At 65.6% G+C, this 21,391-nt stretch carries 13 protein-coding genes; 11 read left to right on the forward strand and 2 right to left on the reverse strand.

Annotation, left to right across the window (positions count from 1 at the left end; translation table 11 throughout):
* Positions 1-22: 22 nt before the first annotated feature.
* The 10 genes from FG95_RS18655 (at position 23) to FG95_RS18700 (ending at position 15,055) form a co-directional block, all read left to right on the forward strand.
* Positions 23-3,034, forward strand: coding sequence for a TonB-dependent receptor (locus FG95_RS18655; RefSeq protein WP_037557810.1), 3,012 nt, complete (start codon positions 23-25; stop codon positions 3,032-3,034).
* Between the two features lie 105 nt (positions 3,035-3,139).
* Positions 3,140-4,699 carry a tryptophan halogenase family protein gene (locus tag FG95_RS18660; RefSeq protein WP_037557812.1) on the forward strand — a complete coding sequence of 520 codons (1,560 nt, stop codon included), beginning with the start codon at positions 3,140-3,142 and terminating at the stop codon, positions 4,697-4,699.
* Complete coding sequence (locus FG95_RS18665) at positions 4,696-5,415, forward strand: SapC family protein (protein WP_037557814.1); 720 nt, start codon at positions 4,696-4,698, stop codon at positions 5,413-5,415. The genes FG95_RS18660 and FG95_RS18665 overlap by 4 nt, the downstream gene beginning before the upstream one ends.
* On the forward strand, positions 5,408-6,439 hold the full coding sequence (locus FG95_RS18670; RefSeq protein ID WP_037557815.1) for a cupin-like domain-containing protein: 1,032 nt from the start codon (positions 5,408-5,410) through the stop codon (positions 6,437-6,439). The genes FG95_RS18665 and FG95_RS18670 overlap by 8 nt, the downstream gene beginning before the upstream one ends.
* Positions 6,436-7,935, forward strand: coding sequence for a tryptophan halogenase family protein (locus FG95_RS18675; RefSeq protein ID WP_037557817.1), 1,500 nt, complete (start codon positions 6,436-6,438; stop codon positions 7,933-7,935). The genes FG95_RS18670 and FG95_RS18675 overlap by 4 nt, the downstream gene beginning before the upstream one ends.
* Positions 7,935-8,876: a glycoside hydrolase family 16 protein gene (locus tag FG95_RS18680; protein ID WP_052182515.1), complete on the forward strand. Its 942-nt coding sequence runs from the start codon at positions 7,935-7,937 to the stop codon at positions 8,874-8,876. Before FG95_RS18675 ends, FG95_RS18680 begins: the two co-directional genes overlap by 1 nt.
* Positions 8,876-9,937 (forward strand): LacI family DNA-binding transcriptional regulator, encoded by a 1,062-nt coding sequence (locus tag FG95_RS18685; protein WP_152567711.1) that lies wholly within the window; start codon positions 8,876-8,878, stop codon positions 9,935-9,937. The genes FG95_RS18680 and FG95_RS18685 overlap by 1 nt, the downstream gene beginning before the upstream one ends.
* Positions 9,930-11,123: an MFS transporter gene (locus FG95_RS18690; protein WP_037557820.1), complete on the forward strand. Its 1,194-nt coding sequence runs from the start codon at positions 9,930-9,932 to the stop codon at positions 11,121-11,123. Before FG95_RS18685 ends, FG95_RS18690 begins: the two co-directional genes overlap by 8 nt.
* Before the next feature lie 100 nt (positions 11,124-11,223).
* Positions 11,224-13,704 carry a glycoside hydrolase family 3 protein gene (locus FG95_RS18695; RefSeq protein ID WP_037557966.1) on the forward strand — a complete coding sequence of 827 codons (2,481 nt, stop codon included), beginning with the start codon at positions 11,224-11,226 and terminating at the stop codon, positions 13,702-13,704.
* A gap of 46 nt (positions 13,705-13,750) precedes the next feature.
* Positions 13,751-15,055, forward strand: coding sequence for a sugar MFS transporter (locus FG95_RS18700; RefSeq protein WP_037557821.1), 1,305 nt, complete (start codon positions 13,751-13,753; stop codon positions 15,053-15,055).
* 71 nt (positions 15,056-15,126) lie between these two features.
* Here FG95_RS18700 and FG95_RS18705 read toward each other — a convergent pair whose 3' ends face one another.
* Together FG95_RS18705 and FG95_RS18710 are read right to left on the reverse strand one after the other, a co-directional pair.
* The gene (locus FG95_RS18705; protein ID WP_081933262.1) at positions 15,127-16,263 is read right to left on the reverse strand and encodes a sensor domain-containing diguanylate cyclase; all 1,137 of its coding nucleotides are present in this window, start codon (positions 16,261-16,263) and stop codon (positions 15,127-15,129) included.
* Between the two features lie 342 nt (positions 16,264-16,605).
* Positions 16,606-18,735: a S9 family peptidase gene (locus FG95_RS18710; RefSeq protein ID WP_200880226.1), complete on the reverse strand. Its 2,130-nt coding sequence runs from the start codon at positions 18,733-18,735 to the stop codon at positions 16,606-16,608.
* A gap of 292 nt (positions 18,736-19,027) precedes the next feature.
* Here FG95_RS18710 and FG95_RS18715 point away from each other — a divergent pair, with 292 nt between their 5' ends.
* Positions 19,028-21,220 (forward strand): TonB-dependent receptor, encoded by a 2,193-nt coding sequence (locus FG95_RS18715; RefSeq protein WP_037557823.1) that lies wholly within the window; start codon positions 19,028-19,030, stop codon positions 21,218-21,220.
* Positions 21,221-21,391: the final 171 nt, after the last annotated feature.

Genomic DNA, 21,391 nt, shown 5'->3' on the forward strand with positions numbered 1-21,391 from the left:
CGGCTATGTGGGAGGAACGGGGATGCGGGCATCTCAAAAACAGTGGCTTGCCAAATTTCTGGCGGGGACTTCGGCGCTGTCGATGATGGGCGTCGCGCAGGTCGCGGTCGCGCAGGAAGCGCCGGCCGACAGCGAAGTGAACGGCGACGAGATCATCGTCACCGGCATCCGCGCCTCGCTCGCGGCCTCGGCCGACATCAAGCGCGAGGCGCAGGGCGTCGTCGATGCGATTTCGGCGGAAGACATCGGCAAATTCCCCGACACCAACCTCGCCGAATCGCTCCAACGCATCACCGGCGTGTCGATCGACCGCTCGAACGGCGAAGGCTCGCTGGTCACGGTTCGCGGCTTCGGTCCCGAATTCAATCTGGTGACGCTCAACGGCCGCCAGATGCCGACCGCGCTGATCGGCGACGGCGGCAGCGCGCCGTCGTCGCGTTCGTTCGACTTCGCCAACCTCGCGTCCGAAGGCATCGCGTCGGTCGAGGTCTATAAGAGCGGCCGCGCGACGATCGAGTCGGGTGGCATCGGCTCGTCGATCAATATCCGCACGCCGCGCCCGCTCGACAATCCGGGGATGCGCGGCAGCCTGTCGGCCAAGGCCGTCTATGATACGTCGCGCAACGGGGGCGATACGGTCACGCCCGAAGTATCGGGCATCTTCAGCACGACCTTCGCCGACGATCGCGTCGGCATCATGGTCGCGGGGTCGTATCAAAAGCGCAAGTCGAGCACCAACCGGGCGAACGTCGGTTGGCGCGACGGCTATCTCGGTAACGAGAACAACTGGGGTTCGCTGGCCAACCCGACCCGTATCGTCGACGGGGTGGAAGTGCCCGATCCGCGCTATGCGAACATCACGAACCGGCCGGGGCCGGACGATGTTTATCAAGTGCCGCAGAACGCGTCCTACGACCTCAACGACATCAACCGCGAGCGCATCAACGGGCAGGCGGTGCTGCAGTTCCGGCCGACCGACGAGCTGACCGCGACGGTCGATTATATCTATTCGCGCAACACCGTCGAAACGCGGAACAGCAATGTCGGCGTGTGGTTCAACCATGAAAACACGTCGAGCGCGTGGACCGACGGGCCGGTCGCCGGGCCGATCTTCTATAGCGAGGAATTTGCCGCGCCGGACGGGACGCCCGGACCCGATGCGCTCTATGGCGGCAAGGATCTGTCGTACAGCGGCGCGCTGATCGAGAACCGGGCGGAGAATAATTCGCTCGGGTTCAACCTCGAATGGAAGGGCACGAACGGCGTGACCTTCGAGCTCGACGCGCATCATTCGACCGCCGAGGTCAATCCGGTCAACCGCTTCGGGTCGAGCATGTCGCTGGGCAATGCCGTGTTCGGCGTCCAGAACCAGACGATCAATTTCGAGAATGACCTGCCGGTCATATCCTATGGCATGTACCCCGGCATCGATCCGCTCGATGCGTCGCTGATCACGCCGACGGGCAACGCCTTCCGCAACGCCTTTTTCCGCAACCGGATCAACCAGGTGCAGTTGCGCGGCCAATATGATCACGACGACGGCTTCCTCGACAGCATCGATTTCGGCGTGTCCTATGTCGACAGCAAGGTGCGCTCGGCGTTCGGTACGGTCCAGAACGACGACACCTGGGGCGGGGCGGGGCCCGCGTCGGATATTCCCGACGACATTTTCAAACTGGTCACCTTGCCCGACAAGTTTCCGGGCCTTGCCCAATCGGGAATGATCGAGAGCTTCTATAGCTTCGATTTCGAACGGCTGGCTGATCTCAACGAGCAGAATTATCAGGTTTGCAGCAATCCCGCGACGGGCTCCGCCCAACCGGGAACCTGCCTGGCGAACTTCAACACCGATCGACGCATCACCGAAAAGACGCTGGCGCCCTATTTGCAGGTGGCGACCGTATTCGACCTGTTCGAGAATCCGGCGCATCTGGTCGCCGGTATCCGCTACGAGACGACCGACATTTCGTCGGCGGCGCTGGTGCCGGTGCCCGTCACCACCCGCTGGATCGGCGACAATGAACTCAACGTCGTCTTTTCGGGCGAGAGCGACTTCACGCGGTTCAAAGGCTCCTATGACAATTGGCTGCCCGCGATCGATTTCGACATCTCGCCGATGCAGGACGTCAAGCTGCGCGCATCGTACAGCCACACGATCACGCGCCCCGACTATGCCAGCATGCAGGGCGGGCGGACGATCGACACGCTGTTCCGCGTCGGCGGCGGCTTTGGCGCGCAGGGCAATCCGGGGCTCATCCCGTATAAATCGAAGAATATCGACCTGTCGGCGGAATGGTATTACGGCCGCGATTCCTATCTGTCGGTGGGCTATTTCCACAAGGATGTGAAAAACTTCATTTCCTCGACGCGGATCGACGCGAGCGCCTTCGGCCTGACGACGCCGGTCGGCGGGCCGCGCTGGAATGCCGCGATCGCCGCGCTCGGCGCAGACGCGACCGTGGCCGACATCCGCGAATATATCATCGACACCTTCCCCGACACGGTCACGGGCAACATCATCAACGCGGCGCCCGGCGATCCGCTGGTCAATTTCGAGATTACGACGCCGGTGAACAGCGACCAGACCGCGTCGCTCAACGGCTGGGAATTCGCGCTCCAGCACAGTTTCTGGGACACGGGTTTCGGCGTGATCCTGAACTATACGATCGTCAACGGCGATGCGACTTACGACAACAGGCTGCCGTCGTCGGTCCCGCAGTTCGCGCTGACCGGCCTCAGCGACAGCGCCAACGCCGTGGCTTTCTATGACAAGAATGGCATCCAGGCGCGTGTCGCATGGAACTGGCGCGACGAATTCCTGGCAGGAACGGGCCCCAACCCCTTCTATACCGAGGAATATTGGCAGATCGATGCCAGCGCGAGTTACGAGTTCATCCCGGGGCTCACAGGCTTTGTCGAGGCGATCAACCTGACCGGCGAAGGGCGCCGCGGGCACCTCCGCCACAAGAATAATGTCAACTTCGTCGAGCCGGGCTTCGCCCGCTACGCGGCAGGGGTCAGGTTCAGCTTTTAGGGCGGCGGGCCATTTCCGCCGGGTCGCAGGCAAGAGAGTTGCGCCTTTTTCGGGCGCGGCTCTTTTGCGTGACGAGGGCGGTTTCGCGGCCTAGGATCGAAGACAATGAATAGCGCGAGCGCGATCGAGAGGATTGTCATCGTGGGCGGTGGCACCGCCGGCTGGCTGGCGGCAGCACGCCTCGCCAGTTCGCCGCGGGCGATGGCGGGCCGGCTTTCGGTGACGCTGATCGAGGCGCCCGATATTCCGACGATCGGTGTCGGCGAGGGCACCTGGCCGACAATGCGCGCAACGCTCGGGGCGATCGGTATCGGCGAGGGCGAATTTCTCGCCGCGTGCGACGGGTCTTTCAAGCAGGGGTCGCGGTTCGACGGCTGGGTCACCGGCGCGGCGGACGACCGCTATCTCCACCCCTTCACCGCGCCGCCCGCGGCGCCGACGACCGAACTGCTTGCGGCGTGGCGCTCGGGCGCCGCCGACCTGTCTTTCGCCGCGGCGATGACGCCGCAGGCGCATGTCTGCGACCTGAACCTCGCGCCGCGGCAGCGGGCGATGCCCGATTATCAGGGTGCGGCGAATTATGCCTATCATCTCGACGCCGGGAAATTCGCGGCGCTGCTTGCGCGCCACGCGGTGCAGCGACTGGGCGTGCGGCATGTGGCCGATCATGTCACGGGCATCGATGCAGACGGAGCGGGCGGAATCGCCTCGGTCTCCACGCACCAGAATGGTGAAATCGCGGGCGATCTGTTCATCGACTGCACCGGCCATGCGTCGCTGTTGATCGGCGGGCATTTGGGGGTCGATTGGATCGACCGCGGCGATACGCTGTTCAACGACCGCGCGCTCGCGGCGCAGGTGCCGGTGACGCCGGGCAGCCCGGTCGCATCGCAGACGGTATCGACCGCGCACGAAGCGGGCTGGATCTGGGACATCGGCTTGCCGGGGCGCCGCGGCATCGGCTGCGTCTATGCGAGCCGCTTCATGGACGACGATGCGGCGGAGGCGGTGCTGCGTGCCTATATCGCGCGCGCGCTGCCCGATGCGCCCGAGGTTCCGGCGCGGCGGCTGAGCTTCCCGACCGGGCATCGCGCGCGCTTCTGGGAAGGCAATTGCATCGCGGTCGGCCTGTCGGCGGGTTTCATCGAGCCGCTCGAAGCCTCGGCGATCGTGATGATCGAACTGTCGCTGAACGCGCTGATCGACAATTTTCCCGCGAGCCGCGCGGCGCTGCCGATCCACGCCGCGCGGTTCAACGAGCTGTTCCGCTATCGCTGGGACCGCATCGTCGAGTTTCTGAAGCTGCATTACGCGCTCAGCCGGCGCGAAGAGCCCTATTGGCTGGCGCAGCGCGACGCGGCGCATATCCCGCCGCGGCTGGCCGAGATGCTGGCGCTCTGGCGCGACCAGCCGCCGTCGGTCTGGGACTTCCCGCGCGTCGACGAGATTTTCTCCGCCGAGAGCCATCAATATATTCTCTATGGCATGGGCTTTCCGGTCCCCGCCGATCTGCCGGCGACGGGCGGGCGTGCGGCCGGGCTGCTTGCCGACAACCGCCAGCGCGCGCGGTCGCTCGCCGCGGCGCTGCCCGCCAATCGCGATTATCTCGACGCCCTGCGACCCGGCGCCCATGCCGCCGCGGCGCGACAGGAAGGAATTGGATGACCCGCCACGCCGTTCTCGACAATATGACCCACCGCGAATTGCGCGTGCGCACCGACGCCGGGGCGGAACTGGGCGACGATGTCATGGCGACGCTGACCGTGCCGACCGAGTTCCGGCGCGTGCAGGCGCATTTCCCGATCCTGTTCCGCCGCGAAACCGGACGCGACGATTTCACCGCGCTCGCGATGTTCGGATTCCAGAATGGCGAGAATCTGTTCCTCGAAGGGGCACGCTGGGATGCGCGCTATCGCCCGCTGTCGCTTGCGATCGGGCCGTTCCTGATCGGGCGGCCGGCGGGCGGCGAGGGGGCGGGGCAGGTCCATATCGACCTCGACCATCCGCGGATCGCCGGCGCGAGCGACGGCGTGCGGCTGTTCGACGGCGAAGGGAAAGCGACCCCCTATCTGGACGAGATCGCCGAGCGGCTCGGCGATCTCGACGAAGGCTATCGCGAGAGCAAGGCCTTTTACGATGCGCTGCTCGCCTATGACCTGCTCGAACCCTTCAGCCTCGAGGTCACGCTCGACGATGGTTCGGTTCATTCGCTCGTCGGTTTCCATATCATCGACGAGGCGAAGCTGCGCGGGCTCGACGCCGAGGCGCTCGGCGCGCTGCACGCGGCGGGGCATCTGATGCCGATGTTCATGGCGCTCGCGTCGCTGTCGCAACTGTCGGCGCTCGTCGCGCGCAAGAACCGCAGGCTCGGCGGTGGCTGAACAACCCGGCGCCTTTACCGGCCGCCTCGCGCGGGTGCCCGAGCGGCCATGGGACAAGGGGGCGGGGCCGGGCGCGTTGCTGGAAGGCGCGCGCGAGCCCTTTGTCCTGCGCGGGCTCGTCGCCGACTGGCCGCTCGTCGAAGCGGGCAGGAAGTCGGCGCGCGATGCGCGGCGCTATCTACTGGACCATGCGCGCGATCGGCCCTTCAAAGTGTCGATCGGCCCGCCGGGGCACGACGGGCGGCTGTTCTACGACAACGAAATGCAAATGAATTTCCGCGTCGGGACGGGCAAGCTCGCGGATATTTTTGCCGGTATCGATACGGCCGAGGAACGCGGCGAGGCGCGCACCGTCTATCTGGCATCGATCGATATTCCGTCGCATTTCGACGGGCTCGACGAAGCGAACGGGGTCGAGCTTGGGACACGCGATCCTTTGAAGAGCATCTGGATCGGCACGCGGACCAAGATCGCGGCGCACAACGACTTTCCCGACAATCTGGCGTGCTGCGCCGCCGGACGTCGCCGCTTCACGCTGTTCCCACCGGGCGCGTTCCGCAACCTCTATCTCGGGCCGATCGACAATACGCCCGCGGGGCGCGTCGTCAGCATGGTCGATTTCGACGCGCCGGACCTCGCGAAGCATCCGCGCTTCGTCGAGGCGATGGCCGAGGCGCTGACGGTGGAGCTCGAACCCGGCGATGCGATCTTCATCCCGTCGATGTGGTGGCACCATGTCGAGGGGCTCGCCGACTTCAACATCCTCGTCAATTATTGGTGGCGCCGCACCCCGGCATGGCTCGGCCAGCCGCAGGCGGCGCTCAACCACGCGATCCTCGCGATCCGCGACCTGCCGGCCGAAGACAAGGCGATCTGGCGTGAACAGTTCGACCATTATGTCTTCGAAAACGACGCCAGCGTCACCGACCATATTCCCGAAACCGCGCGCAGCATCCTCGCCCCGCTCACGTCCGAGACGGCGGGGCGGCTGCGCGCCTTCTTGCTGAGGGCCTTGAGTAAATGAGCGACAGGAAACCGGTTCAGCGCGTCGTGATCGCGGGCGGCGGCACCGCGGGCTGGATGATGGCGGCGGCGATTGCGCGCACGATGGGACATACCGTCGATCTGACGCTGGTCGAGTCCGAGGCGATCGGCACGATCGGTGTCGGGGAATCGACGATCCCGCCGCTTGTCAATTTCAACCGCATCCTCGGCATAGCCGAAACCGAGTTCATGCGCGCGGCGCAGGCGACCTTCAAACTCGGCATATTGTTCGATAACTGGAAGCACGACGGCGACAGCTATTTCCACAGCTTTGGCCTCAGCGGGAAGGATCACTGGTCGGCGGGCTTCCAGCATTTCTGGCTCAACGCGCGCGAGCGCGGGCACGAGCAGCCTTATGCCGATTATTGCCTCGAGCTCGTCGCGGGGATGCAGGGCAAGTTCGCGCACCTTCCCGAAGAGCGCATGAACTATGCCTATCATGTCGATGCGACGCTTTATGGCCGCTATCTACGCAAACTGGCCGAGGCCGACGGCTGCAAGCGCGTCGAAGGCAAGATCGCGCGTGTCGAACTCGATGGGACAAGCGGCGACATCGCGGCGCTGCACCTCGACGGCGAGCGGCGGATCGAGGGCGATATGTTCGTCGACTGCACGGGCTTTCGCGGCCTCTTGATCGAAGGCGCATTGCACGCGGGGTTCGAGGACTGGGGGCATTGGTTGCCCAACGACAGCGCTATCGCGGTGCAGGCGAAACATCTGGGGCCGCCGATGCCCTATACACAGGCGATCGCGCACGACGCGGGCTGGCAATGGCGCATCCCGCTGCAGCACCGCATGGGCGCGGGGATCGTCTATGCAAGCGGCTATCTGTCGCGCGATGCGGCGTATGAGCGGCTGATGAGCAGCGTCGGCGAGCCGCTGATCGAACCCTTCGACATCAAGTTCCGGGGCGGGGTGCGGCGCAAGCAATGGTTCCGCAACTGCGTCGCGGTGGGGCTTGCAGGAGGCTTCGTCGAGCCGCTCGAGGCGACGACGGTGCATCTGATCCAGCGCGCGGTGCTGCGCTTCATCCGGCTGATGCCGAACGGCCGCGTCAGCGAGCGCGACGCGATGGAGTTCAACGACCAGCAGCGGCTCGACATCGAGCAGATCCGCGACTTCGTTGTCTTGCACTATAAGGCGACGAACCGGCGCGACAGCCCCTTCTGGCGCCATGTCGCGGCGATGCCGATCCCCGATTCGCTGCAGCAGAAGATCGAGCTGTTCCGCGAAACGGGGCGCGTCTTCCGCAAGAATGAGGAATTGTTCGCCGAGAATAGCTGGGTGCAGGTGATGATGGGGCAGGGGATCGAGCCGCAGACCTATCACCCGATCGCCGCCAAGCTGCGCGACGACGAGGTCGAGCGCCTGTTCCAGACGCTGCGTGACAATATCGAGCAGACGGTCGCGACGCTGCCCGAGCACCACTCCTATGTCGCGCGCTATTGCGGCGCCGAGGAGCCGAAGGCGGCTTGATGCGCGCAGCAGCGATCCTGATGCTGGCCGCTGCGCCGGCCGTCGCCGCGGCGCAGCAGCCTGCGGACGCCGGATGGCGGCTCGTCTGGTCCGACGAGTTCGACGGACGCGCGATCGATCGCGGCAAATGGGATTTCGACGTCGATTGCTGGGGCGGCGGCAATAGCGAGCGCCAATGCTATACCGACCGAACCGCGAACGCGGTGGTCGCGGACGGCAAGCTTGTCGTCACCGCGCGCAAGGAGGCGATGACCGGGCCGGCGTTCCCGCTGTCGCAGCGCGGCGACCCCGAAAAGGCGAAGGCAGAGGCGACGAAGCCCTTTACCTCGGCGCGGCTCGTCACGCGCGGCAAGGCGGCGTGGACCTACGGGAAGATCGAGGTACGCGCAAAGCTGCCGCAGGGGCAGGGGACGTGGCCGGCGATCTGGATGCTGCCCGAGGCCAATCGTTACGGCAGCTGGGCGGCATCGGGCGAGATCGACATATTGGAGGCGGTGAACCTGGGCGTGCAGTGCGATACCTGCGCGGGCGGGGTAGAGAACCGCATCCTCGGCACGCTGCATTTCGGGGGCCAATGGCCCGATAATAAATATAAGGGCGACGAAACCGCGCTTCCCGCGCCGCTCGACGGGTTCCATATCTTCGGCATCGTCTGGCAAAAGGGCAAGATCGTCTGGACGGTCGACGGCAAGCCCTATGCGACGCGCGTCGCGAGCGAATGGTCGACGAGCGGATCGAACGATCCCGCGGCGCCGTTCGACCGCCCCTTCCACCTGATCCTGAACCTCGCGGTCGGCGGCGGGCTCGCCGAAGGACGCGGGCTGAAGGGTGTTGACGAAAGCGGATATCCGAAAAACATGGAAATAGATTGGGTTCGCGTCTGGCAATGTGGCGGTGATGCCGTTAGCGATTGCGGCAGCAGGGGGGATCAAGGCGAATAATGGGGCGTCGGCGGCAGTCGGTCACGATCAAGCATGTTGCAGCCGACGCGGGCGTGTCGCTGCAGACGGTGAGCCGCGTCATCAACGACGAGCCCAATGTCCGCCCCGAGATGAAGGAACGCGTCCAGGCGTCGATAGACAAATTGGGCTATGTCCCGTCGATCGCGGCGCAGCGGATGAGCGGGTCGCGCTCCTATCTGATCCTCGCGATCAACGACCGCGAGCGCACGATCGCCGACTGGCAGGGGCGGCAGGGGGTCGACTGGGTCGACCAGATGCTGCTCGGCGGGATGCTGAAATGCGCCGAATATGGCTATCGCATGATTTTCGAGCTGGTTGACACGCACAACGACCATGTCGAGCGCGAACTGCGCGCGGCGATCGCTGCGCTCCAGCCCGACGGCGTGATCCTGACCCCGCCGCATTCGGACAACCCGCTGATCGTCGGGCTGCTCGACCAGCAGAAGATCCCCTTCGCGCGCATCGGATCGCGCGGCGGCGCGGCGGGAATCGCGCTGACGATGGACGATGAGGGATCGGCGCGGCGCGCGACGCGCCACCTGATCGACCTCGGTCACACGCGGATCGGCTTCATCGCGGGATCGCCCGAATATAGCCTCAGCCGCTGGCGCATCGACGGCTGGGCGGGCGAGATGGCGACGGCGGGGCTCGCGACCGATGGGCTGCTCGTCGAGGGCGATTTCACCTATGCGTCGGGGGCGAGTGCGGCGCGGCAACTGCTCGACGGTGCGAACCCACCGACCGCGATCATCGCGAGCAGCGACCAGATGGCGTTGGCGACGCTGGAGGTCGCGCGCGAAAGAGGGCTCGACGTGCCCGGCGAGCTTTCGATCGTCAGCTTCGACAATACGCCCGTGGTGCGCTTCACCCAGCCGGCGCTGACCGCGGTCGATCAGCCGGTCGCCGAGACCGCGTCGCGCGCGGTCGAGCTGATCATCGCGGCGCAGCGCGGTGCCCCGCGCCCGACCGAACCGACGCGGGTGCAGGGCGGGCTGGTCCCGCGAGGATCGACCGCCGCGCCGGCAATCGTCCATGGCTGACAGCGTCGCAGCGCGGCGCCAGTCGCTTCCCTTCCTGCTCCTCTATGCACTTGCCTGGGCGGGTGGGGCGATCGCCTATGTTCCGTTCCTGACGATCTGGCTGCCGGCGCGCATGACCGAGCTGGCCGGAGCGGCCGATGTTCAGACCCTCGGCTATACCACCTTCTTCGGGGCGATCGCGGCGAGCGCCGGGGGCATCCTTTTCGGCTGGCTCAGCGACCGGACGCGCAATCGGCGCGGCTGGGTGCTGGCCGGGCTGGTGCTCAGCATTTCGCTGCTGCTCCTCGTCCCGCGCGCGCACGATGTCTGGACGCTCGTTGCTATCATCCTCGGCTGGCAACTCGCACTCAACATGATGCTCGGGCCGCTTTCGGCCTGGGCGGGGGATTGCGTCCCCGATGCGCAAAAGGGGCTGCTCGGCGGGCTGCTCGCTTTCTCGCCCGCGCTCGGCGCCTGGTCGGGCGCGCTCGTGACCTGGCCGGGCCTCGTTTCGGGCGACAGCCGCTTGGCCGTCATCGCGCTGCTCGTCGCGAGCGCGGTGCTCCCGGTGTTGCTGTTCGGCCGGCCGCGCGCCTTTCCCGAACTGACCGCGCCCCCGGCGCGCGCCGCCGATGCGCCCCGGCAGCGCCCGAGCGGGCCGGCGGTGCGGATGTGGCTCGCGCGCCTCTTGGTCCAGATCGCCGAGGCGGCGCTCTTCGCCTATCTCTATTTCTGGTTCCGTTCGATCGATCCCGATATGCACGACAATGAAAAGGCGCGTATATTCGGGGTCGCGCTGACGCTTGCGATACCGATCGCGCTGGCGAGCGGCCGGTGGGCCGACCGCAACGACCGGCCCTTCCTGCCGCTCGTTGCCAGCGCGGCCGTGTCGGCAGCCGGGATGATCGGCATGGCCTTCGCGATCGAGCTCGACACGGCAAAGGCGAGCTATCTGGTGTTCGGCGTTGCAACGACGGTGTTCCTGTCGCTCCATGCCAGCCAGACCTTGCGCATATTGCCGCGTTCGGACCGGCGCGGACGCGATCTCGGCATCTTCAACCTGACCAATACGATGCCGTCGCTGATCATGCCGTGGCTGACCATTTCGCTCGTCCCCGGCTTCGGATTCGACGCGCTTTTCCTGTTGCTTGCCGGGCTCACCGCGATCGCGGTGCTGCTGCTCGCGACGATGCCGCGTCCACGCTGACGCACCCTCCCGAACAAGCCCAACAGAGTGCTTGATTTCATTCGGCCCCTATGCGACATCGAATATTGATAACGTTCACATTATGGGGATGGGAGAGACGATGCGCCGACAGGCAATGGTGATCGCGACCGCGCTGCTTCTGGCGGGAACCGCAATGGCAGCGACGCAGGACTCCGGCGGCGCGGCGACCGTCCATCCCGAACTCTGGCCCGCGGCGAAGAGCCCGGCCGCCATCACCGACGCCGCGACCGAGGCGCGCATCGACGCGCTGATGAAGAAAATGACGATCGAGCAGAAGGTCGGCCAGCTGATCCAGGGCGACATCAGCACGATCACGCCTAAGGATCTGGAGGCCTATCCGCTCGGGTCGATCCTCGCGGGCGGCAACAGCGGCCCCAATGGCAATGAACGTTCGAGCGCCGCCGACTGGGCGAAGCTTGTCGGCGAATTTCGTGCCGTCTCGATGAAGCCGCAGGCGAATGGAGTCGCGATCCCGATCATTTTCGGGGTCGATGCCGTCCATGGGCATAATAATATCCCGGGCGCGACGCTCTTTCCGCACAATATCGGGCTCGGCGCGGCGCGCGATCCCGAACTGATCCATCGCATCGGCGCGGTCACCGCGGCCGAGATCGCGGGCAGCGGCATCGAATGGACCTTCGCGCCGACGCTCGCCGTGCCGCAGGATCTGCGCTGGGGCCGCAGCTATGAAGGCTATGCCGCCGATCCCCAGCTCGTCGCCGCATATGCGAAAGCGATGGTGCTGGGGCTGCAGGGCAAGCTCGCCCCAGGCAAGACCGTCGATGCAAGCCATGTCGCCGCGACCGCCAAGCATTTCCTCGCCGACGGCGGGACGTTCGAGGGCAAGGACCAGGGCGATGCCAAGGTCGACGAGAAGGAACTGATCGCGAAACATGCGATGGGTTATCCCGCCGCGATCGACGCGGGCGCGCTGACCGTGATGGCGAGCTTCTCGAGCTGGCAGGGGGTCAAGCATCATGGCAACAAGGGGCTGCTGACCGACGCGCTTAAGGAGAAGATGGGCTTCGAAGGCTTCGTCGTCGGCGACTGGAACGGCCATGGGCAGGTCGCGGGGTGCAGCGTCACCGATTGCGCGCAGTCGATCAACGCCGGGCTCGACATGTTCATGGCGCCCGACAGCTGGAAGGGTCTTTACGAAACGACGCTGAAACAGGCGAAGGACGGCACGATCGCCGCTGCGCGCCTCGACGATGCGGTGCGCCGCATCCTGCGCGTCAAATACAAGCTGGGGCTGTTTCCCGAAGGCCATGTCGACCGCAGCGCCGTGAAGGCGGTCGGGACGCCCGATCATGTCGCCGTGGCGCGCGAGGCCGTCGCCAAGTCGCTCGTTTTGCTGAAAAACAATGGCAATGTCCTGCCGGTCAAGCCCGGCGCGCGCGTGCTCGTCACGGGTCCGGGCGCCGACAATATGGCGATGCAATCGGGCGGCTGGACGATCAGCTGGCAGGGCACCGACGTCGTGCGGTCGGACTTCCCGAACGGGCAGACGATCTGGGAAGCGCTGGACAAGGCGGTCGGCGATGCGGGTGGCAAGGCCGTGCTGTCGGAAAGCGGGAGCTTTGCCGAAAAGCCCGACGTCGCGATCGTCGTGTTCGGCGAAGCGCCCTATGCCGAGTTCCAGGGCGACGTCGCGACGCTCGATTATCAGCCGACCGAAGCCACCGATCTGGCGACGCTCAAGAAGCTGAAGGCGGCGGGCATTCCGGTGGTCGCGCTCTTCCTCTCGGGGCGGCCGATGTTCACCAACCCCGAAATCAACGTCGCCGACGCCTTCGTCGCGGCCTGGCTGCCGGGCTCGCAGGGCGCGGGCGTCGCCGACGTGCTCGTCGCGGGCAAGGACGGCAAGACCGCGCGCGGCTTCACCGGCACGCTGCCCTTCGCCTGGCCCTCCGATGCGCGCTCGCCGGTCGAAAAGCCACAATTTGCCGCAGGCTACGGGCTGAAATATGGCGATACGACGACGGTGCCGCAGCTCTCGGAAGAGCTGGGCGTCGATATTTCGGCGGCGCTGAACGTCGAGAATTTCTTCTCGGGCGGCCGCGCGCGGGCGCCGTGGGTGCTGTCGATCACCGATGCGGGGGGCAAGCGCCCGGTCGAATCGGCGCCGATCGCGAGCCCCGGCGGCATGATCGCGGCGCGCTCGGTCGACGTGCGCGCGCAGGAAGACGGCAAGAGCTTCACTTGGACCGGCCCGGCCACGCTCGAGCTGACCGGGCCCTATGCCGACCTGTCGCGCCAGCTCAATAACAGCTTCGCGCTTCGCGTCGACTGGCGGGTCGATGCCGCCGGCGGCGCGCCGGTCAGCCTCGCGCTGGGCGGCAAGGCGTTCGACATTTCGGAGGTGGTCAAGGCGGCGGCGCGGGGTCAGGTTTCGACGATCAAGGTCCCGCTGCGCTGCTTCGCCGATGCGGAGGCGAATTTGCGGCAGGTCGACAATGCGGTGACGGTCAAGGCCGACAAGGGCTTTGCCGCGACGCTGCTGAATACGAATGTCGAGGCCGTCGGCGAGAATCTGCCTTGCCCGCCCGCCGCAAAATGACAAGACCGGGCGCGGGATAGCCAGAAAACAAGGTTTGGAGAGAGACATGGCATTGGCGCCGAGCGTTGCGACGAGTGTGGACCCGAACGCGGTCGAACAGCCCGGCAAGGGAGGGGGCGGCACCAAAGTCGTGCTGATCCTCGCCTTCGCGGTGTTTTTCCTGCTCGGCGGGGTGACGAACATCAACGACCTGCTCGTCGGCAAGTTCAAGCCGATGTTCCATTTGACGCATGCCGAGGCGAACCTCGTGCAGATGGCGTTTTTTATCGCCTATGGCGCCTTTTCGATCCCCGCCGGGATCATCATGTCGAAGCTCGGTTATATCCGCACCTTCGTGCTCGGCTTCATCATCGTGGCGGCCGCCGCCTTCCTGTTCATCCCGGCGTCGGCCGCGGCATCCTATCCCGGATTTCTTGCCGCGCTCTTCTGCATCGGCGCGGGGATCACGGTGCTTCAGGTCGCGATGAATCCGGTGATCACGACGCTGGGGCCCGTCGAAACCTCGCACAGCCGGCTGACCTTTGCGCAGGCGTTCAATTCGATCGGCGTGTTCCTGATGGTCTATGGCGGCGCGGCCTTTCTGCTCGGCGATGAGCAGCCGATCGACGCCGAGACCTCTACCGAGGCACAAATTCAGGCCTATCGCGTCGCCGAGGGTGCTTCGATCGGCACCGCCTATATGTGGCTCGGCGTGCTGATGCTGGTCATCGCCGCAGTGTTCTGGATGTACCGGTCGGCGCTCGACCACGCCAGGACCGACGCTGTGAAGCTGGAGGGCACCTGGGGCCTCTTGACTCACAACCGACGCGTCCAGTTCGGCGCGCTGTGCATCTTCGTCTATGTCGGCGCCGAAGTGGCGATCGGGTCGAACCTGATGGCCTATCTCGCCGAGCCGAGCGTGATGGGGCTGGGGCTCCAGGCGGCGGGCAAGCTGGTTGCGATGTACTGGCTGGGCGCGCTGGTCGGCCGTTTGCTCGGCGGTTTCATCCTGCGGCTGGCCAAGCCGGGACGGGTGCTCGCGACCTTTGCGGCCGGCGCGATTTCGCTGATCATCCTGTCGGCGGTGACCACGGGGGCGCTCTCCGGCTGGGCGCTGATTCTGGTGGGCTTCTGCAATTCGCTGATGTTCCCGACGATCTTCAGCCTCGCGACCGAGGGATTGGGCGAACGGACGCCGCAGGGGTCGGGCATCATGTGCACCGCGATCATCGGCGGGGCGATCGTCCCGTTTCTGTTCGGAACGGTGGCCGATCTCAGCGGCGATATCCGCATCGCGCTGGCGGTCCCGCTGATCTGCTATGCGATCATCGCGAGTTTCGGGTGGTGGACGACGCGCCCGGCGACGGCATGATAGTGCCGCGGGCGGCCGGCGCTGGGGCCGGCCGCCCGCGGGCCCCCGCCCCCCTTGCGGGAAAGTGAAGTCTAGGCCGGGTCGGCGATGCGGATGCAGTTCCGGCCGGCGGCCTTGGCCTTGTAGAGCGCCTCGTCCGCCGCCTTGAGCGCGGCGCGCGTGTCGCCATAGCCGAAGACGTCGGCAACCCCGCCCGAGAAGGTGATCTGGCCGAAAGGTTCGTCGGTCTTGCGGTTGATCAGCCGCCGGTCGGCAAGCGCTTCGCGCGCGTCGTCGAGCTTGGCTGCGGCCTCGGTCGGGGTCAGGCCGCGGAATAGCATGACGAATTCCTCGCCGCCGTGCCGCGCGACATGGCAATGATCGTTCGAGATGCGCGCCAACGTATCGGCGATCGCCTTGATCACGCGGTCGCCCGCCTCGTGGCCGTGGATGTCGTTGACTTTCTTGAACTCGTCGATGTCGCAGAAGGCGACGCTCAGCGGTTCGAGAGCGGCGCGCGCTTCCTTGTGGTGCCGGTCGAGCAGGACCTCGAAGGCGCGGCGATTGGGCAAGCCGGTCAGATAGTCGAGCTCGGCGTCGCGTTTGGCGCGTTCGAGGCTCCGCCGCAGCGCTTTCGCTTCGTCCTCGCTCTTGCGCATATCGTCTTCGGCCTTGCGCGTGCGGTCGAGCATCACTTTGGCGAGATCCGCGAGGCTGGAAACGATACGGCCGGTCTTCTCGAGCTGCTCGAGATCGGTGACATGCTGTTCGAGCTCGATCCCATAGTCGCTCGTGACGGTCCGGGCTTCCTTCGTATTCGCCTGAAAGGCCTCGATATTCGTTTCGAGCCGCGTCATCAGCCGGTCGATTTCGACGCGATCGGGCTGGCCCGCTTCCTGATCATCGAGTTCGTTGAGCCATTTCTGGCTGATCCCCTCGGCGGTCTGCGCCTGCGCGACGATCTGTCGCGCGAGCCGCGGGTTGCGCCCCGAAAAGGCGCCATGCGCGATCAGGAGGTTCGTCGGCGACACGTCGAGGTCGTTGTCGACGAGGAAAGAGGTGATCGAAGCGGCGAGCTCGTAACGCGCCTCGCGCGCCAGATGGCGCGGGCCGCCGGGGTCGGGGGGCGCAAGGCCGCCATCGGGGGCGCTGCCGCGTGCGTGGCGAAGCCCCAGCCAACCCAGGAGCCGCCCTACCGGCTCGTTCGATGCTGTCGCTTTGGTGGTCATGCGAGCTTTAACGAGCGCGCGCGGCCGGATTTAAGCGCGACTTTGCTCCGTTTCGGCGGGATTTGGCGGTGGCAAGCGGCGTCATGGATGGAGGAACTGCGATCCATTCGTCAAAACAGAGACTTAGATCGAACTGCGAAATCTAAATCATCCGCATCCCCGAGCCCTTCGACTGCCCTGGCGGGCGCTCAGGATAAACTTCGGCCTTTGGCCGAAGACGAGGGGCTCGCTCGAGCGGAGCGAGAGCCGCGTAGTGACGCTGCCTCGACTTCGCTCGGCATAGCCCCTCGTCTTCGCTCGGGGATGCGGGCCAGGTTGGAACTCAGTGTTTAGCGTTTCCGCTCACGCGACGCAGCGCATGGCGAAGGCCCAGAAGAGCGCCATTTCCTTATATTCGCTCGCGAGGTCGGCACTGCCCTGGTGGCCGCTGTCCATATCGGTCATCAACATCGCGGGATTGCCGCTCGTCGACTTCTGCCGCACCTCGGCGACCAGCTTCGCCGGCTCCCAATAGGCGACGCGGTCGTCCTTGAGCCCGGCGGTGCAGAGCAGCGGCGGATAGGGGGCCGCGCGGACATTTTCATAGGGCGAGATCGAGGCGATATAGTCATAGGCCCTGGGGTCGGCGAGCGGGTCGCCCCAGTCGGGACGGAACAGCGGGACGAGCGGATGCGTCGCATCGCTCATCGTGTTGAGCATGTCGACGAACGGCACCTTTGCGATCACGCCCCCCCATAGCGTAGGCGCGATATTCATGCTCGCGCCGACCAGCAGTCCGCCGGCCGAAAGGCCATAGGCGACGACCTTGCCCTTCGCCGTATAGCCTTCGGCGGCGAGATATTCGGCGCAGGCGACGAAATCGGTGAAGCTGTTGCGCTTGGTGAATTTGCGGCCGCCGAGGAACCAGCGGCGGCCCTTCTCCGACCCGCCGCGGACATGCGCGATCGCGTAGCGCCAGCCGCGATCGACGAGCGCGAGCGCGGGAATCGAAAATTCGGGATCGCTCGGCACGCCGTAGGAACCATAGCCATATTGGAGGAGCGGCGCCTTGCCGTCCTTGGGCGCGCCGCGGCGCGACAACAAGGTGATCGGAACCAATTCGCCGTCGGGGGCGGGGGCGAACAGGCGTTCGACCTGATAATCGTCGGGGTCGAAGCTTTCGACCTTCTGCTGCTGAACGACCGTCTGTCCGCCGCTCGCGAGGTCGACGCGGATCCAGCGGCGCGGCGATTTGGGCGACTGGTGCGCGATCAGCACCGAAGCCGCGTCATAGCTTTGTTCGGGCGGGAGTTCGATCGCATAGGCGGGATCGTCGAAGGAGATCGCCTGCTCCGATCCGTCGGGGCGGAGGATGACGAGGCGGTGCAGGCCCTCGGCGCGTTCGAGCCGGACGAGTGCGCGCTGGAACGGCAGGATCGACAGGATCGGCGTGCCCGGGCGGTGCGGGACGAGCGCGGCGAGCGTGCGGAAATCCTTTGGGTCGAGGCGCAGCAACTGCATGTCGAAGGCATCGTCACGGTCGGTCAGCGCGACGAGACCGCCGTCCCATTCGTCGATTTCGTAACGCACGCCCGCCTTGCGCAGCCAGACCGGGGCAGGCGCGGCGGTTTCGTCGCGCGCGGGCACGAGGCGGACTTCGGCGGTCTCGGGACCCGCGAGCGTCAGCGCGACGAAGCCATCGGCCGCTGTGCGCTTGACCGACATGAAGATCGCCGGGTCCTTCTCCTCATAGACGAGATCGGTGGTCTTGCCGTCGACCGACGTGCGATAGAGCCGCGTCGGCCGGTTGCGCGCGTCGCGCCAGATCCAGAACAGCCAGCGCGACGAGGGCGAGAAGACGAGCCCGCCATAGCCATAGGCGTCCTTGTCGACGATCGTGCGGATCGCGCCGTCTTGATTGTCGCGGATGCAGATGCGGTGGCGGTCGTTGCCGATGACATCCTCGGCCCACGCAAACCAGCGATGGTCGGGGCTCGGCTGGTGGCCGGTGCTGCGGAAATAGGGCTGGCCTTCGGCGCGCACGCTTTCGTCGACGAGCAGTTCGGCCTTATCGTCGCCGCGCTGGCGGCTGTAGCGCGCGTGCGTCGCACCCGGCGGGATCGCGGAGGAATAGGTCCAGCCGTCCTTTTCGAGCGCGGGCGCCGCAGCGGCATCCGAACCGCGCGCCAGCATCGCGCGGACCAACTCGGCTTGCGTCGCCTCGGTCGGCTTCAGCACCGCATCGGCATAGGCGTTTTCGTCGGCGAGCATCTTCGCGACCGGCGCGGGCAGGTTGGTCCGGTCGCGCTCGCCGCTTTCCGGAATGAATTTCATCCAGCTATAAGCATCGTCGCGCGTGCGGCCCAATTGCTCGATCACGTCCGAAATGCGGGGCGATTGCGGCGGCGCGACCGCGGGCCAGCGTCGGGCGGGACCCTTGGCCCAAACAGCGCGGTTTCCGAGCAGGAAGACCGCCATCGCGGCACCGCTCATAAACGCTCTCCGACCCATATTTCCGATGCTGCGCATGCGACCCTCTTTCGACCGGCGGGATGTTCGGTCCAGTCTATGACGGCGCCGATGGCTTACTGCGCCGATCAGGCCGCCCAATCCATCGATCGGGCAATTTGATCGCAAGCCCCCGCGAAACTGCGCTTTCCTACGGGCACGCGCTGGCCCGATCCGGCTGGATAATGGCCCGACCATCGCCGTCACGCCAGTTTCGCGTGATAGCTTGAGCGTCGGATTTTCCTACCAATAGGCATTATCAAATAGGGAGGCAAAAATGGGGTTTGCATCGATCCGGCGGGTCGCCGCATGCGGTATCTCGATCCTGGCGCTGGGTTATGCGACGGGCGCGCTGGCGCAGGAGACCGACGACAGCGAGATCGTCGTCACCGCCGCCAAGCGCGAACAGTCGGTGCGCGACGTCAGCGGATCGGTGAGTGCGGTCAGCGAAGCGACGCTGCAGAAACTCAACGCCCAGAGCCTCTCGGATTATATCACCCGCGTCCCCGGCGTCATATTCAACGATTATCAGCCGGGCGTGTCCGAAGTCGTGATCCGCGGCGTCGCTTCCTCGACCTATCACGAAGCCAATCAGGCGACGACGGGCTATTATCTCAACGAAGTGCCGCTGATCGAACCCGGCTTCCCGCTCGTCATCCCCGACGTTGACAGCTTCGACGTCAGCCGCGTCGAGGTGCTGCGCGGGCCGCAGGGCACTTTGTTCGGCTCCTCCTCGCTCGGCGGCGCGATCAATTATGTCGTGAACGAGGCCGATCCCGCCCGGTTCGACGCGGGGTTTGAGGGGAATGTCGCGACGACCAAGCGCGCCGGCGAGGCCAGCTATGCGGTCAAGGGTATGGTCAACCTGCCGATCGTCACCGACAAGCTCGCCGTTCGCCTCGTCGCGCTCCAGCGCTACGACGCCGGCTATCTCGACAACACTTTGCTCGGCAAGGACGGCAGCAACGACCTCAGGGTCAGGGGACTGCGCGGGTCGATCGTCTTCACCCCGACCGAGGCGACGCGCATTTCGGCGCTGAGCATGTATCAGGAATATGATCTCGACGATCAGACCTATGTGATCTTCGGTCCGCCCAAGACCTTCGAGCGCGCGACCAACGTCGCCGAATATCAGGACACCAGCTTCATGATGCACAGCCTGCGGATCGAGCAGGATCTGGGCTTTGCGACACTGACCGCGGTCGGCAGCTATACCGAGAAAAAAGCGAACCTCGCCTTCGACAATTCGATCTTCAACGGCAACGACCCGCGCACCGACACGCCCGAACTGGCGAGCAGCGACGGCAAGTCGAAGACCGAATATGGCGAACTGCGGCTCGCCTCGCCCGACAGCGGGCGTTTCCGCTGGCTGCTCGGCGCCAATTATACCCGGCTGCGCTCGAACAACACCGACGGCACCTTTGTCGAGGGCATCGCCGACTATATCGACGCGAACCCCGGCGAGTTCGGCGGGCGGCCGGGCAGCGAACTCGCCCCCGGCGACCTTGCGACGCGGACGATCAGCAGCAACCGCGTCACCGAAAAGGCGATCTTCGGCGAAGCGTCGTTCGACATCATCGACACGCTGACGCTGACGCTCGGCGGGCGCCTGTTCGAATATCGCTCGCGGCCGCGGCTGCAATATCTGCCCAACGCCAATCTGGTCGACCCGTTCGATTTCGCGCCGGCGGCGGACAAGGATTCGGATTTCATTCCGAAGGCCTCGCTGACGTACAAGCCGTCGGACGACTTCATGATCTATGCGCTCTATTCGGAAGGTTTCCGGATCGGCGGGGTCAACGTCTATTCGGCCGCCGTCCCCGGCCTGCCGCTGACTTTCGAAAGCGACACGACGAAGAACTACGAGATCGGTACGCGGTTCGACCTGATCGACCGGACGCTGAGCGTCGACGTCACAGCCTATCATATCGACTGGGGCAATGTGCAGGCGCGCCTGTTCACGCCGGTCGATTTCGACGCCTATACGGTGAACGGCGGCGGTGCCGACATCGACGGGGTCGAGATCAGCCTGAACCTGCGGCCGACGCGCAACCTCAGCTTCTCGTCGAACATCACCTATAATGATGCACGCCTGTCGACGCTGCTGCCCGACAGCTTCGCGCCGGGCGGCGGCTATGCGAAGGGCACGCGGTTGCCGGGAGCGTCCGAATGGACGCTGTCGAACTCGCTCGACCTGAGCTTCGCCGACGCGCCGCTGAAACCGCGCTTCGGCATCGCGCACCGCTATCTGTCGAGCGCGCCCGTCGATTTTGCGGGGTCGCTGGAGAAGGGCGATTTCCACCTCGTCGACCTCAACGCGTCGGTGACGGTGAACGACCGGATCGAACTCGGGCTGTTCGCGAAGAATCTGTTCAACCAATATGGCATTTTGAATGCGCCCTTTGCGTTCGCCGGCTCGGTCGCCCGGCCGCGGACGCTGGGCGCGACGGTGCGGTTTAGCCTGGATTGATGTGAGGAGGACTGCCCCGTCGGGAGGCGGGGCGGCCTTTTTATCGTGGCCGAGGTGGGGGTGACTGGTTTCGACCGGAAGCAGCCCAACCTGCTCCGCTCGCATCGAGCGAAGTCGATGCGAGCGGGATTTTTGAGGGCGTCCGCTAACGACCGGAAGCGGACCTCTCAA

The organism is Sphingopyxis sp. LC363, from assembly GCF_000756385.1.
GTDB lineage: Bacteria > Pseudomonadota > Alphaproteobacteria > Sphingomonadales > Sphingomonadaceae > Sphingopyxis.